The 14,235-nt window shown below is 66.6% G+C and carries 15 protein-coding genes; 2 read left to right on the top strand and 13 right to left on the bottom strand.

The genetic code is table 11. The annotated features are described in order from the left end of the window. Positions 1-96: 96 nt before the first annotated feature. The 3 genes from ACE3SL_RS09275 to guaB form a co-directional block, all read right to left on the bottom strand. Positions 97-660, bottom strand: coding sequence for a tetratricopeptide repeat protein (locus ACE3SL_RS09275; protein ID WP_374525452.1), 564 nt, complete (start codon positions 658-660; stop codon positions 97-99). After that, positions 654-1,844: an RsmB/NOP family class I SAM-dependent RNA methyltransferase gene (locus ACE3SL_RS09270; protein ID WP_374525451.1), complete on the bottom strand. Its 1,191-nt coding sequence runs from the start codon at positions 1,842-1,844 to the stop codon at positions 654-656. The genes ACE3SL_RS09275 and ACE3SL_RS09270 overlap by 7 nt, the downstream gene beginning before the upstream one ends. A 132-nt stretch (positions 1,845-1,976) precedes the next feature. Further along, a complete protein-coding gene (guaB, locus tag ACE3SL_RS09265; RefSeq protein WP_374525450.1) occupies positions 1,977-3,434 on the bottom strand; it encodes an IMP dehydrogenase in 1,458 nt (485 codons plus the stop codon). A 405-nt stretch (positions 3,435-3,839) separates the two neighbouring features. Between guaB and ACE3SL_RS09260 the strand changes: the two genes are divergently transcribed. Beyond that, positions 3,840-5,081, top strand: coding sequence for an MFS transporter (locus ACE3SL_RS09260; RefSeq protein ID WP_374525449.1), 1,242 nt, complete (start codon positions 3,840-3,842; stop codon positions 5,079-5,081). Between the two features lie 213 nt (positions 5,082-5,294). Next, positions 5,295-6,266 carry a GGDEF domain-containing protein gene (locus ACE3SL_RS09255; RefSeq protein WP_374525448.1) on the top strand — a complete coding sequence of 324 codons (972 nt, stop codon included), beginning with the start codon at positions 5,295-5,297 and terminating at the stop codon, positions 6,264-6,266. 124 nt (positions 6,267-6,390) lie between these two features. Here ACE3SL_RS09255 and ACE3SL_RS09250 read toward each other — a convergent pair whose 3' ends face one another. From ACE3SL_RS09250 to ACE3SL_RS09205, 10 genes are all read right to left on the bottom strand, one after another. Next, on the bottom strand, positions 6,391-7,281 hold the full coding sequence (locus ACE3SL_RS09250; RefSeq protein ID WP_374525447.1) for a class I SAM-dependent methyltransferase: 891 nt from the start codon (positions 7,279-7,281) through the stop codon (positions 6,391-6,393). Beyond that, positions 7,274-8,671 (bottom strand): threonine synthase, encoded by a 1,398-nt coding sequence (thrC, locus tag ACE3SL_RS09245; RefSeq protein WP_374525446.1) that lies wholly within the window; start codon positions 8,669-8,671, stop codon positions 7,274-7,276. The genes ACE3SL_RS09250 and thrC overlap by 8 nt, the downstream gene beginning before the upstream one ends. Positions 8,672-8,699: 28 nt before the next feature. Further along, the gene (locus ACE3SL_RS09240; protein ID WP_374525445.1) at positions 8,700-9,341 is read right to left on the bottom strand and encodes an SURF1 family protein; all 642 of its coding nucleotides are present in this window, start codon (positions 9,339-9,341) and stop codon (positions 8,700-8,702) included. Next, positions 9,334-9,720, bottom strand: coding sequence for a DUF983 domain-containing protein (locus tag ACE3SL_RS09235; RefSeq protein ID WP_374525444.1), 387 nt, complete (start codon positions 9,718-9,720; stop codon positions 9,334-9,336). The genes ACE3SL_RS09240 and ACE3SL_RS09235 overlap by 8 nt, the downstream gene beginning before the upstream one ends. A gap of 1 nt (position 9,721) precedes the next feature. Further along, the gene (locus tag ACE3SL_RS09230; RefSeq protein ID WP_374525443.1) at positions 9,722-10,597 is read right to left on the bottom strand and encodes a cytochrome c oxidase subunit 3; all 876 of its coding nucleotides are present in this window, start codon (positions 10,595-10,597) and stop codon (positions 9,722-9,724) included. A gap of 80 nt (positions 10,598-10,677) precedes the next feature. Then, complete coding sequence (locus ACE3SL_RS09225; RefSeq protein ID WP_374525442.1) at positions 10,678-11,226, bottom strand: cytochrome c oxidase assembly protein; 549 nt, start codon at positions 11,224-11,226, stop codon at positions 10,678-10,680. Positions 11,227-11,231: 5 nt separating this feature from the next. Continuing rightward, the gene (locus ACE3SL_RS09220) at positions 11,232-11,378 is read right to left on the bottom strand and encodes a hypothetical protein (RefSeq protein WP_374525441.1); all 147 of its coding nucleotides are present in this window, start codon (positions 11,376-11,378) and stop codon (positions 11,232-11,234) included. Continuing rightward, on the bottom strand, positions 11,375-12,286 hold the full coding sequence (locus ACE3SL_RS09215) for a heme o synthase (RefSeq protein ID WP_374525440.1): 912 nt from the start codon (positions 12,284-12,286) through the stop codon (positions 11,375-11,377). The genes ACE3SL_RS09220 and ACE3SL_RS09215 overlap by 4 nt, the downstream gene beginning before the upstream one ends. A 59-nt stretch (positions 12,287-12,345) precedes the next feature. Continuing rightward, complete coding sequence (ctaD, locus tag ACE3SL_RS09210; protein WP_374525439.1) at positions 12,346-14,019, bottom strand: cytochrome c oxidase subunit I; 1,674 nt, start codon at positions 14,017-14,019, stop codon at positions 12,346-12,348. Positions 14,020-14,036: 17 nt separating this feature from the next. Continuing rightward, on the bottom strand, positions 14,037-14,235 hold a 199-nt coding region (locus tag ACE3SL_RS09205; protein ID WP_374525438.1), incomplete at its 5' end, for a hypothetical protein.

Genomic DNA, 14,235 nt, shown 5'->3' with positions numbered 1-14,235 from the left:
GCCAGCCTTCGCGTGTCTCGACTTCGCTCGACACGAACGGAAATAGAGGACGGTCTGGAATCCACCCCGAAGCGGTCGGAAATTAAGCCCGGGTGATCAGTTCTGCCCCGTCGCCCCGACCGTCGCAACGGGCTTGGGCGCAATCGCTTCCGCCGACACGACACGCTTCGTGTCGCCCGTCGCGATCGCCCTTTCGAGCGCCGCCACCTGCGGGCATTTGTCCGTGCAGAGGCGCTGCGCCGCAGTGAGCTTTTCGCGCGCGAGTTCGAGCGCACCCTTGTCGGCGAGCGCCTCGCCCTGCCCGGTCAGCGCGGTGAGGTCGTTGGGTTCGAGCAGCAACGCCTCGCGATAGAGGCCGATCGCCTTGCCCGGCAGGCCCTGCGCACGCGCGACCTGCGCCATCGCGATGATCGCCGAGCGGTTGCGCGGATCGGCGGCGAGCGCTGATTCATAATAATCGACCGCGGCGTCAAGGTCGCCTTTCGCCTGCGCCTCCTCGCCCTGTTTCTGCAGCTGGGTCGAGCGCGGCAATATGTCGTTGTCGGCGCGCTGCGCATCGGAGGCCACGGGCATGCTGGCAAGGATGATGCCGGCACCGAGAGCCAGGAAACTGACGCGCATCGCATTCTCCCATTTCTTCATGTCGGGCGATGCTAACATGGCGCCGTCAGCCGTGCGAGAAAAAATCCGTCGCAGCCGTCATGCGCCGGCGTCAGCAGAAAACCGTGGCCCGCGGCGCGGCCGATGCCGTCGGGCAGATAGCCGCTATCGGCCGTCCAGCCGGGATGCCGGTTCAGAAATTCGTCCACCTGGGCCCGCCCCTCGCGCGCGATGATCGAGCAGACAGCATAGAGGAGTTTGCCGCCCGGCGCCACCAGATCGGCGCCGAGGTCGATCAGCTTCGCCTGATCGGCGAGATGGCGCTCGAGGCGCGCAGGGGTGAGCCGCCAGCGCAGTTCGGGACTGCGCCGCCAGGTGCCGCTGCCCGAACAGGGCGCGTCGACGAAGACGCGGGTCGCCCTGCCCCGCCAGTCGGCGAGCATGGCATTCTCCTGCCCCGGATTGAGCAGCCGCGTTTCGATCCGCGTCGCCCCGGCGCGTTCGGCGCGCGGCGGAAGTTGCTGGAGGCGGGCACGATTGGTGTCGCAGGCCAGAATATCGGCCTCGTTCGCGGTGAGAGAGGCGATGGCGAGCGTCTTGCCGCCGCCGCCTGCGCAGAGATCGACGATGGCGTCGCCCCGCGCGGCATCGAGCGCAGCGGAGGCATATTGGCTCGCGGCGTCCTGCACCTCGAACCGCCCCTCGGCATAGGCGGGATGCTGGGCGGCGGCGGTTTCGGGCGGCAGGCGCCAGCCGTCGGCGGCACCGGGGATCGCCTCACCTTCGGGGAAGAGCGCTGCGAGATCGTCGCGGTTCGCCTTGATGCGGTTCGCGCGAAGGTCAAGCGGGGCGCGGGCGAGCATCGCCTCGCCATCGCCTTCACCGATCAGCGGATCGAACAGATCGATCAGCGCCGCCGCGGCAAGGCCGGTTTCGGCGCGCGGTTCGCCGGGCGCAATCGGTTGGGGGCCATAAGCGGAACCATCGAACAGCGCAGCCAGAGCGGAATCGGCATCGGCGAGCACCAGCATCGCCGCGCGCCCCGACGCGGGCGCCGAGCGCACCGCGCGGATCGCGTCATAGACATGGCCGCGGATCGCGCGGCGGTCCTTCGACCCTGCATAGCGGCGCGCGCGCATCGCCTCGGCGAAGATCGCGTCCGCGGGCGCGCCGCCTTCGCGCGCCGATGCCGCAATGGCGTCGAGAATTTCGATCGCGGTCTGAAGGCGGGCGGCGGGGGTCATGGTCTCGGCCTTCCTCCCTCGTCATTGCGAGGAGCGCAGCGACGAAACAATCTCCAGCTATCGTTAGGAGCGGGCGATCGCTGGAGATTGCTTCGCTACGCTCGCAATGACGGCTTCAATATAACGACCGCCTTACCCCACCGGATAGTTCGGCGCCTCGCGCGTGATCGCGACGTCGTGGACATGGCTTTCGCGCAGGCCCGCGTTGGTGATGCGCACGAACTTGGCGCGCTCGCGCAGGTCCTTGAGGGTCCGGCTGCCTGTGTAGCCCATCGCCGCCTTCACGCCGCCGACGAGCTGGTGGATCACGTCCTTCGCGGGCCCCTTGAACGGCACCTGACCCTCGATGCCTTCGGGAACCAGCTTCATCTGGTCCTTGATGTCCTGCTGGAAATAGCGGTCGGCCGAGCCGCGCGCCATCGCGCCGACGCTGCCCATGCCGCGATAGCTTTTGTAGGTGCGCCCCTGGAACAGGAAGGTCTCGCCCGGCGCCTCGGCGGTGCCCGCGAGGAGCGAGCCGACCATCACGCTCGACGCGCCCGCCGCGAGCGCCTTGGCGATGTCGCCCGACGTGCGCAGACCGCCATCGGCGATCACGGGCACGCCCAGCTTTTCCGCCGCCGCGACACTGTCGAGGATCGCGGTGAGCTGCGGCACGCCGACGCCCGCGACGACGCGCGTCGTGCAGATCGAGCCGGGGCCGATACCGACCTTCACCCCGTCGGCGCCGCAGTCGACCAGCGCCTTGGTCGCGTCGCCGGTCGCGACGTTGCCCGCGAGCACCTGGACGCGGTTCGACAGCTTCTTGATCTTCTCGACCGTCGCGCCGACGCCCTTGCTGTGGCCGTGCGCGGTGTCGACGACGATCAGGTCGCATTCGGCGTCGAGCAAAGCCTCGGCGCGCTCGATGCCGCTGTCGCCGGTGTTGGTCGCCGCGGCGACGCGCAGGCGGCCGTTCCCGTCCTTGGTCGCCTCCGGATAGGTCACGGCCTTTTCCATGTCCTTGACGGTGATGAGCCCGATGCAGCGATAATCGTCATCGACGACGAGCAGCTTTTCGATGCGGCGCTGGTGCAGCAGTTTGCGCGCCTCGTCCTGCCCGACGCCGGGGCGCACGGTAGCAAGATTTTCCGCGGTCATCAGTTCGCGCACCGGCTGGCCCGGATTGTCGGCGAAACGCACGTCGCGGTGGGTCAGGATGCCGACGAGCTTGCCGCCGGGCTCGACCACCGGAATCCCCGAAATCCTGTGCTGGTCCATCAGCGCGGTCGCGTAGGACAGCGGCGCGTCGGGAGTGATGGTGATCGGATTGACGATCATCCCGCTTTCGAAGCGCTTGACCTGCCGCACCGCCGCCGCCTGCTCCTCGATCGTCAGGTTGCGGTGGAGGACACCGATCCCGCCGATCTGCGCCATCAATATCGCCATGTCGGCCTCGGTCACCGTGTCCATCGCCGACGACAGGATCGGGATGTTGAGGCTGATCTCGCTGGTGAGCTGGGTCGAAAGATTGGCATCCGACGGCAATATGTCCGACGGCCCCGGCACCAACAGCACGTCGTCGAAGGTCAGGCCGGTGATGATTTCCATGGGTGCCACTTTCTCATGCGGGCGGCGCCAGCCCCGCGGTTTCGGGCGGCACACGCGATTCGTTTGGTGGCGGCCCATGTAACCAGTCGGGGCCAAGCGCGCCAGTGGGGGACGTATGAATATTTCACGGCGTGGATCGGGCGGGGAGAAGGGATGGCGGACGTCCTGTTGCGACCGGGAGTTGCCGCCCTCTCTCCCTTCGTCATTCCCGCGAAAGCGGGAACCCAGGGATGGGTAAGCTGACGGACGCTCTGGGTCCCCGCTTTCGCGGGGATGACGAAGTAAAGTAAGGACGGCGTCCACTCACCACCCCAATGCCGCCGTCGGAATTCGACCACCACATAAACCGAAAAAGCTCACCCCTCCGATTGCGACTCACCCTTTCCATGGCTAGGCGATTGATTTGTGAGCGCGACCGAGTCCCCTTCCCCGCCTTCTTCTCTCGCCCCTTTCCGCTATCCCACCTTCCGCGCGATCTGGATCGCCAATCTCGCGTCGAACATGGGGTCGATGATCCAGTCGGTCGGCGCCGCGTGGCTGATGACCGAGCTCACCGCGTCGCATCAGCTCATCGCGCTGGTACAGGCGGGCACGACGATCCCGATCCTGCTGCTCGGCGTATTCGCCGGAGCGATCGCGGACAATTTCGACCGCCGCCGCGTGATGCTGGCAGCGCAGACAGGGATGCTGCTCGTTTCGGCCGCGCTCACCATCACGACGTGGATGGGCGCAATCACGCCGCTGCTGCTGCTCTTCTTCACCCTCGCAGTCGGCTGCGGCACCGCGCTCAACGGCCCTGCCTGGCAGGCTTCGGTGCGGTTGCAGGTCGGGCCGAAGGATCTGCCGCAAGCGATCGCGCTCAACAGCATCGCCTTCAACCTTGCGCGCAGCGTCGGGCCGGCGCTCGGCGGGCTGCTTATCTCGGTCACCGGGCCAGCGCCCGCCTTCGCGCTCAACGCGGTCAGCTATCTCGCGCTGATTATCGTACTGCTGCGCTGGCACCCCGAAGTGACGCTGCCGCAGCGCACGCCGATGCTCGCCGCGATCGGAACCGGCATCCGCTTCTGTATCCAGTCCAACCCGGTGCGCCGCATCCTGACCCGCGGTTTCGCTTTCGGCTTTGCGGCGATCGGCTTTCAGGCGCTGCTTCCCGCGCTGGTCCGCGACCGGCTGCACGGCACCGAGACGATCTACGGCCTCTGCCTCGCCACCTTCGGCGCGGGATCGATCCTCGCCGCGCTGTGGGTCGGCGGACTGCGCCGCCGCTGGGGCAGCGACCGGATCGTGAGCGTGTCGGCGCTCGTCTTCGCCGCGGCGCTGATCCCGATGGCCTTCCTCCCCTCGGTGCCGGTGGTGATGGCCTCGACCTTCGTCGCGGGGCTCGCCTGGGTCTCGACGCTGACCACGCTCAACGTCGCGATGCAGCTCCGCTCGCCCGAAGCGATCCTCGGGCGCTGCCTGTCAATCTATCAGGCGGTCACCTTCGGCGCGATGGCGCTCGGCGCCTATATATTCGGACTGCTCGCCGACCTCTGGTCGCTATCGAGCGCGCTGCTCGCATCGAGCGTGTGGCTGGTGCTCACCGCATTGATCCTGCCTTTTATGGCGCCGATGCCGGGCCGCGACGAGGGCCGCGTCGACCGCTGAGCAAATTTTGCGGTGGCGCTTAAATTCGGGCCGCGCACACCCGTTAAACGGCGCATGACCACACATGCGACACCATCGAACGAGCCGGTAGGGCGGCTCCTGGGCTGGCTAGGCCTCCGCGCGCGAAGCGGAGCCTATGAAGCGGAAGGGAGCGAGGCCTCCGCGGGGTCCCGCAACCTGGTCCACGAAGCGCGCGAGCAGTTGCTCGGCGCGATGACGTCCTTTCTTCTGGGCCATGATCTCGACATCTCGCCCGCCAATCTGCTGATCGCGCACAGCGCCTTTTCGGGGGTCAACCCGCGGCTCGCGCGCCAGATCGCCGCGCGGTCGCAGACGTCCGAAGGCATCACCCAGCAATGGCTCGACGAGTTGATGGAGAATGAGCCCGCGGTTGCCGACCGCGCCGACCTCGACCGGATGGTCGCGCGGCTCGAATCGAACCTCGAAACCTTCCACACCAACACCAAGGCGGCACGCACCGCAACGAGCGAATATGGATCGAAGCTGGAGGCGCATGTCAGCGACCTCGAACAAGTGCAGAAGACGGGCGAACTCGTCTCGCACCTCGCCGACATCGCGAAGGTGATGCTCGAGCGCACGCGCCACGCCGAGGACGAGATGCGCAAGAGCGAGGACGAAGCCAAGGCGCTCCGCCGCAGCCTCGCCCGCGCCAAGCGCGACGCCGAGATCGACTATCTGACCGGCCTCCCCAACCGCCGCGCCTTCGAGGTGCTGCTCGAACGCCATTATGAGGAAGCGCGCGGCGCGTGCGAACCGCTGTCGGTCGCCTTCTGCGACATCGACGAGTTCAAGAAGGTCAACGACGTCCACGGCCATGAGGCCGGCGACCGCGTGATCAAGCTGATCGCCGATACGCTGGCGCGCATCTCCAACGATCATTGCCATGTCGCGCGGCATGGCGGCGAGGAGTTCGTGATGCTGTTCCGCGGCCTGCCGCCGAGCGAAGCGGCGAAGCGGCTCGATGAAGCGCGCGAGGGATTGTCGGAACGGCGGTTGATCAACCGCAAGACCGACGAGCCTTTCGGACAGATCACCTTCTCGGGCGGGGTCGCCGACGTCTTCGGCTATGCCGAGGTGCGCGCGGCGCTCAAGGCCGCCGACGACGCGCTCTATCGCGCCAAGGAAGGCGGGCGGAACCGGATCGAGCTGGCGACGCCGGAATAATAGACGATACCAAAAAAGTGCGTGCCCCCGCGAAGGCGGGGGTCCATCTCCGGACAGTGCAAGATGGAACCGGCCGGAGATGGGTCCCCGCCTTCGCGGGGACCCAAGCCTTCTACGTCGTGCTTTACCGGCTCCACCGCGCGAAGATGGCGGTAGGGAGCAGCAGCCCCCGCGCCTCTTCGCGCACCGCGAGTTCGCCGCATTCGACCTTGCCCGGCAGGTCGGCGAAAAGCTGCACGAGCAGTTCGCCGATCGCCAGTGCCGACATGCGGACAGCATAGACGGTGAGGAACAGCGCGCGGCTGTCGGCATCGAGCAACTGGCGGCAATCGGCGAGCAGGGGCGCCAGTCCTTCTTCCAATTGCCATCGCTCATTGTTCGGCCCGCGCCCGAATTTCGGAGGGTCGAGCAGGATCGCGTCGTAGCGGCGCTCGCGGCGCACCTCGCGCGCGGTGAATTTGCCGGCGTCATCGACGATCCAGCGGACCGGCTTGTCCGCCATGCCCGCGAGCGCGGCATTTTCGCGCGCCTGCGCGACCGATTTCTTCGAGGCATCGACATGCGTTACCGCAGCGCCCGCCGCGGCGAGCGCCTGACTGCCGACGCCGGTGTAGCCGAAAAGGTTCAGGAAGGCAGGGTCGGGCTTGCCCGCGACCTGTGCGCGGAGCCAATCCCACACGGGCGCCATGTCGGGGAAGAAACCCAGGTGCCGGAACGGCGTGCAGCTTGCGGTGAAGCGCGTCTCGCGCCAGCCGAGCGGCCAGCCCTCGGCGGGAACGGGCTTGTTATAATACCAGCGCCCGCCGCCGTCGTCGTCCGACGCCGGAATGAACTCACCGTCGGCCCCTTCCCATTCGCTCGCCGGGAGCGCGGGCTGCCACATCGCCTGCGGCTCGGGGCGGATGAAGCGGTACGGGCCATAGCGTTCGAGCTTGCGCCCGCCGCCGCTGTCCACGAGCCCGTAATCGTCCCACGCCTCGCCGACGAGCGTGACGAGAGGTTGCAGTTCAGCCACGCGCCGCCTCGGCGAGAATATGCGCCTTCACCGCGTCATAGTCGCCGGGAAGCGTCACATAGCGCTCCTCGCGATCGAACAGATTGCCGAGCCGCGCCGGAAGCGGCGGGCGCACGCCGGTCGCGCGCTCGACCGCGTCGCGGAACTTCGCGGGATGCGCGGTCGCGAGCGTGACGACGGGGATGTCGGCGTCGATCTCCAGCGTCCGCGCCGCGGCGAGGCCGACCGCGCTGTGGGGGTCGATGATCTGGCCGCCATGCTCCTGTGCCCAGCGCAGCGCGAGCGTCATCGCATCGCCGTCGATCCGCGCGCTGGTGAACAGGTCGCGCGCACCGCGCAGCATATCCTCGGGGATCGTCATCGCGCGATTGGCGTCGAATTCGCGCATCATGCCGGCGATCGCAGCGCCGTCGCGCCCCGACAGGTCGAAGAGCAGCCGCTCGAAATTGCTGCTGACCTGAATGTCCATGCTGGGGGTCGCGGTCGCGGTGACGCTGCCCGCACTATAGTCGCCCGACGACAATGCGCGGTGGAGAATGTCGTTGACGTTGGTCGCCACCACCAGCTTTGCCACCGGGAGCCCCATGCGCGCGGCGACATAGCCAGCGAAGACGTCGCCGAAATTGCCCGTGGGAACGCTGAAGGCGACGGGGCGATCGGGGGCGCCTAGGCGGACAGCGGCGTAGAAATAATAGACGACCTGCGCCATCAGCCGCGCCCAGTTGATGCTGTTCACCGCCGACAGGGTAAGCTGGCTCCGCGCCTCGGCATCGCCGAACAGCCGCTTCACCATCGCCTGCGCGTCGTCGAAGCTGCCGTCGATGGCGATATTGTGCACGTTGGGCGCGAGCACGGTCGTCATCTGGCGGCGCTGGACGTCGCTGACGCGGCCTTCGGGGTGGAGCATGAAGATCTGGATATGCTCGCGCCCCGCGACCGCCTCGATCGCCGCCGAGCCGGTGTCGCCCGAGGTCGCGCCGACGATCGTCAGGTCGGTTTCACCGCCCGCCAGGAATTGTTCGAAAAGCTGGCCGAGCAGTTGCAGCGCGACGTCCTTGAACGCGAGCGTCGGGCCGTGGAACAGTTCGAGCAGCCAGTGGCGATGGTCGAGCTGGACCAGCGGCGTCACCGCGTCGTGGCTGAAGCGGCCATAGGCGGCCTTGCAGAGGCCCCGCAATTCGTCCTCGGACAGGATGCCCGCGACGAAGGGCGCCATCACCCGGACCGCGGTTTCGACATAATCGAGCCCGGCGAGCGCGCGGATCTCGTCCGCCGACAGCTGCGGCCATTTTGCCGGCACATAGAGCCCGCCGTCGCCGGCGAGGCCGGCGAGCGTGGCGGCGCGGAAGTCGAGGGTCGGCGCGGAGCCGCGGGTGCTGATATAATCCATGACGGGAATGCGCCCTAACGGCGCGCCGTCACGGCTGCAAGCGGCGGCGCACCGCGAGGATGTAGATAATCAGCGCGACGGCCGCGAAAAAGAACCACTGAAAGGCATAGGCCAGGTGATTGTTGGGCACGTCGGCGCCCGACGGCACCTCGCTCGCGCGGAGGCCCGGGACCGGCGTATCGGCGACGAGCATCGCGCGCGCGGGCACCGCCCTGCCGGTCAGCCGCTGGATCACGGTCGGCTGTTCGGGTCCGGGAACGACCGTTCCCTGCACCGTTCCACCCTTCCATTGGGGCGGCGTGAAATCACCGGCGATCCCGACATCGACGAGCACGCCCGGTCCCTCGGCGCCGGTGCGGCAGTCGGCGATCATGCGGATGCCCGATTGGCCCTTGCGGTCGATGCCGCTCCGCGAGTCCCAGCGCACGGGTTCGAGGCAGACCACGCTCGATTTGCGGAACAGCATCGCGTCGGGCACCGGCGGCAGCTTCGGATAGGTGACGAGCGACGACATCGCCATGTTGCGCTCGTAGAGCGCGATCAGCGCTTCCTTTTCGCCCTTGCGCTGGAGCTGCCAGACGCCGAGCGCGATCATCGCCGCGACCGCGAACAGCACGACGATCGTCGGGATGACCGGCCAGCGGCGCGGCGCCTGAGGCGTGTCAGTCATCGCGGAGCTTTCCTTCGGCCGCCTGCCGCTGATGCTCGCTGGCAAGCAGCGCCGCCTTGCCGACGCGCAGGCCATAGACCACCGCGATAACCGTCAGCGGCACCCACAGGATGACATGAACCCAGAGCGGCGGGTGCAGCGCGCTGTCGAGCCCGAGCGCTAGCGCAATGATCAATGCACCGACGATCAGGGTCAGAAAGGCCGCAGGACCGTCGCCGACATTGTAGCGGCCATAGTCGAGCCCGCACGACGGGCAGCGGTCGCGGAACTTCACCGCACCGTCGAACAGCCCCGGCGCGCCGCATTCGGGGCAGGTCGCAAAAAGGGCAGCGCGCCAGAGCGGCGGCTGCCCCTTTTGTGTCTGTGGACTGTCCGGCAACTTAGTGCGCGGCGACCGGCGCGCCCCAGCCGCCCCAGACATAGACGATGATGAAGAGGAACAGCCACACCACGTCGACGAAGTGCCAGTACCAGGCGGCAGCCTCGAAACCGAAATGCTGCTGCGGGGTGAAGTGGCCCTTGTAGGTGCGGACGAGGCAGACGATCAGGAAGATCGTGCCGACGAGCACGTGGAAACCGTGGAAGCCGGTCGCCATGAAGAAGGCCGAGGTATAGTTGATCGTACCGAAGGGGAACGGCGCTTCGGCATATTCATAGGCCTGGATGCAGCTGAAGGTCAGGCCGAGGATGATCGTCAGCCACAGGCCCTTCTTGAGCCCCTCGCGGTCGCCGTGGATCAGCGAGTGATGCGCCCAGGTGATCGTCGTGCCCGAGCAGAGCAGGATCAGCGTGTTGAGCAGCGGCAGCGAGAAGGCGTCGATGACATGGATGCCCTTCGGCGGCCAGATCGTCGCCGCGGCGGCGCCGTCCTGCCCGAACAGGCTGGTTACCGCGCCATCGACGATCTCGACCGGCACCGGGAACAGCGAGAAATCGAACCAGGCCCAGAACCAGCCGACGAAGAACATGACTTCCGACGCGATGAACAGGATCATGCCGTAGCGCATGTGGAGCTGGACGACCGGGGTGTGGTCGCCGGCGTGCGCTTCGTTGATGACGTCCGACCACCAGCTGAAGAAGGTGGCGATCACGCCGGCGATGCCGAGGCCGAGAACCCATTTGCCGATGCCGCCGAAATAGTCGGCGTGCATCGCCATGACGCCGCCGAAGAACATGACGAGCGCGGCGACCGACCCGATCAGCGGCCATACGCTGGGGTTTACGAGGTGATAGTCATGATGTTTGGCACCGGCCATGTCACAGTTCCCGTTTTTTGCCCCAGCCTGATGGTTTCCCCACCATCCGCCGGTCCTTGGTAAGACTCTTGATCGCGGCCTTAGCTCGCGTTTTTATCCGCGTCTACAGGGTGGAAGGTGTAGCTCAGCGTGATTTCTTCGATGTCGCGCGCGTCAGGATCGTCCTTGATCTTCGGATCGACGAAGAAGAGCACAGGCATCCGCACCTGTTCCCCCGCCTTCAGCGTCTGCTGGGTAAAGCAGAAGCACTGGATCTTGGTGAAATATTTCCCCGCCGCGTCGGGCGTGACGTTGAAGCTCGCGGTGCCGACGACGGCATGCGGCGAATTATTCTGCGCGATGAAGATCGCCATGTCGCGCGCGCCGATGCTGACCGTGTCGGTCGGATGTTCGGGATAGAATTTCCACGGCAGCCCCGGCGAGACATTGGCGTCGAAGCGGACCGAGATGGTATCGGTCAAAATCTTCGGCGTCTCGGCTGCGGCAACCGGATCGTAGCGCTGCGTCGTGCCGCCGAAGCCGGTCACGCGGCAGAAGAGATTGTAGAGCGGCACCGACGCGAAACCGAGCCCGACCATCGCGACGACGAGCAGGCCCGCGAGCGAGGCGGTCTTCGCATTGGCCGACATGGCCTTCACTTGGGCACCACCATCCGCGCCATGGTGATGAAGAAGAAGAGGAAGGCGAGCCCCCCCAAAATCCATCCCATCATGTTCGCGCGGCTGCGCTGGCGGCGCCGATATTCGGCTTCATCGAAGGGTTCGGGAGTATCGTCGGTCATAGCGGGAACCAATGGTCGGCGACCACCGCGCCGAACAGGATGAAGAGATAGGCGATCGAGAAAGCGAAGAGGCGCTTTTCGGGCTGCATCGTGTCGCCTTCGCCGGTCTTGCGGGTGCCGACCTGAATCGAGAGCAGCACAAAGACCGCCGAAAGGACGACCGCGGTCCAGCCATAGAGCGCGCCGGTGTAGCCGAGCGGCCAGGGCGCGATCGCGCCGGCCGCCATGATGATCGCGTAGACGAGGATCTGGCGCCGCGTCGAGGTCTCGCCCGCGACGACCGGCATCATCGGGATGCCCGCGGCGGCATAGTCCGAGCGGACGAACAGTGCGAGCGCCCAGAAATGCGGCGGGGTCCAGAGGAAGATGAGCAGGAAGAGCAGCACCGGCAGCGGCGCGACGCCGCCCGTCGCGGCGACCCAGCCGATCAGCGGCGGAAAAGCGCCGGCGGCGCCGCCGATGACGATGTTCTGCGGCGTCCGCGGCTTCAGCCACATCGTGTAGACGAAGACGTAGAAGAGGATCGAGACGGTCAGCAGCGCCGCCGCCTGCCAGTTGGCGGCGAACAGCATCAGAAAGACCGAGAAGGCGGCGAGTCCGACACCGAACTGCAGCGCTGTCTGCGGGTCGAGGCGGCCCGCCGGAAGCGGCCGGCCGGCGGTGCGCTTCATCTTCGCGTCGATACCCGCCTCATACCATTGGTTGAGCGCGCCCGACGCCCCAGCCCCCAATGCGATCGCAAGGATCGACGAGAAGGCGAGCACCGGATGGACGCTGCCCGGCGCCGCGAGCAGGCCGCACAGCGCCGTGAAGACGACGAGCGACATCACGCGCGGCTTGGTCAGCGCGAAGAGGTCGCGCCAGTCAGCCGGAAGCGTCATCTCGCCATGGGTCAGGCTCTGCGCCATGATAACTCCGGCCGGATGGGCAAAGCCCCCTGCCGGATGTCAGCAGGGGGCGATACCGATCAGGCGATACGCGGAAGTTCGTTGAACTGGTGGAACGGCGGCGGGCTCGAAAGCGTCCATTCGAGCGTCGTCGCGCCTTCGCCCCACGGATTGTCGGCGGCCTTCTTGCCCGCGAACAGCGAGTAGAGGATGTTCACGAAGAAGAAGAGCATGCCGACGGCCATGATCACATAGCCGAGCGACGAGATGTGATGCCAATAGGCATAGGCTTCCGCATAGTCGGGGTAACGGCGCGGCATGCCCTGCTGGCCCAGGAAGTGCTGGGGGAAGAACATGACGTTCACGCCGATGAAGAAGATCCAGAAGTGCAGCTGGCCGAGGACCTCGCTGTACATCCGGCCCGACATCTTCGGGAACCAGTAATAGAAGCCCGCGAACAGCGAGAAGACCGCGCCGAGCGAGAGCACATAGTGGAAGTGCGCGACGACATAATAGGTGTCGTGCAGCGCGGTGTCGACGCCGCCGTTGGCGAGGACGACCCCGGTGACGCCGCCGACGGTGAACATGAAGATAAAGCCGAGCGCCCAGACCATCGGGGTCTTGAAGCTCATCGAACCGCCCCACATGGTGGCGATCCAGCTGAAGATCTTGATGCCCGTCGGGACGGCGATGACCATCGTCGCGGCGGTGAAGTACATCTTGAGGTTCACGTTCATGCCGACGGTGAACATGTGGTGCGCCCACACGATGAAGCCGACGACGCCGATCGCGACCATGGCATAGGCCATGCCGAGATAGCCGAACACCGGCTTGCGGCTGAAGGTCGAGATGATCTGGCTGACTATACCGAAGCCCGGCAGGATCATGATGTACACTTCGGGGTGGCCGAAGAACCAGAAGAGATGCTGGTAGAGCACCGGATCGCCGCCGCCCGTCGCATCATAGAAGGTGGTGCCGAAGTTGCGGTCGGTCAGCAGCATGGTGATCGCGGCCGCCAGAACCGGCAGCGCAAGCAGCAGCAGGAAGGCGGTGACGAGCACCGACCAGACGAACAGCGGCATCTTGTGCAGGGTCATGCCCGGCGCGCGCATGTTGAAGATGGTGGTGATGAAGTTGATCGCACCGAGGATCGACGCCGCGCCCGCAAGGTGGAGCGAGAAGATCGCCATGTCGACCGCCGGCCCGGCCGACCCACTGGTCGACAGCGGTGCATAGACCGTCCAGCCGGTGCCGGCACCGTGGCCGCTGCCGCCCGGAACGAAGCTCGACCCGACCAGCATGACGAACGCAACCGCGGTCAGCCAGAAGGAAACGTTGTTCATGCGCGGGAAGGCCATGTCGGGCGCGCCGATCATCAGCGGCACGAACCAGTTGCCGAAACCGCCGATCATCGCAGGCATGACCATGAAGAAGACCATGATCAGGCCGTGCGCGGTGATGAGCACGTTCCAGAGATGCTTGCCCGCGACCTCGTCGGCGCCGCTGCCCAGCATCGAGGCCCAGCCGGGCAGATACTGGATGCCGGGTTCGGCGAGTTCGAGGCGCATCATGCCCGAAATCGCGCCGCCGACGATGCCGGCGATGATCGCAAAGATCAGATAGAGGGTGCCGATGTCCTTGTGGTTCGTCGACATGAACCAGCGGACGAAGAAGCCCGGCGTGTCATGGTCGTGGTCGTGCGCATGATCGTGGCCATGGCCGTGCGCGGGTGCAGTCGCTGCGATATCGGTCATCTGTCGGACCCCTTAGATTATTTCTTGGCAGCCGGGGCGGCGGGAGCCGCAGCCGGCGCTGCTTCGGTCATGGTGGCGGCCGGCGCGGCAGCCGGAGCAGGGGCCGGGGCCTGCGCGTTCAGGCTTCGGGCGGCGAGCTCGACCGTGAGCCGGCCGGCGACGTCCGGGGACATCGCCGCCAGCACTTCGGACATCTTGCGTGGATTCATGGCCTGC

The organism is Sphingopyxis sp., from assembly GCF_041916015.1.
In the GTDB taxonomy this organism is placed as follows: Bacteria; Pseudomonadota; Alphaproteobacteria; order Sphingomonadales; family Sphingomonadaceae; genus Sphingopyxis.
Note: the sequence above shows the minus strand (reverse complement) of the source record. Positions and strands in the feature narration are given on the sequence as shown.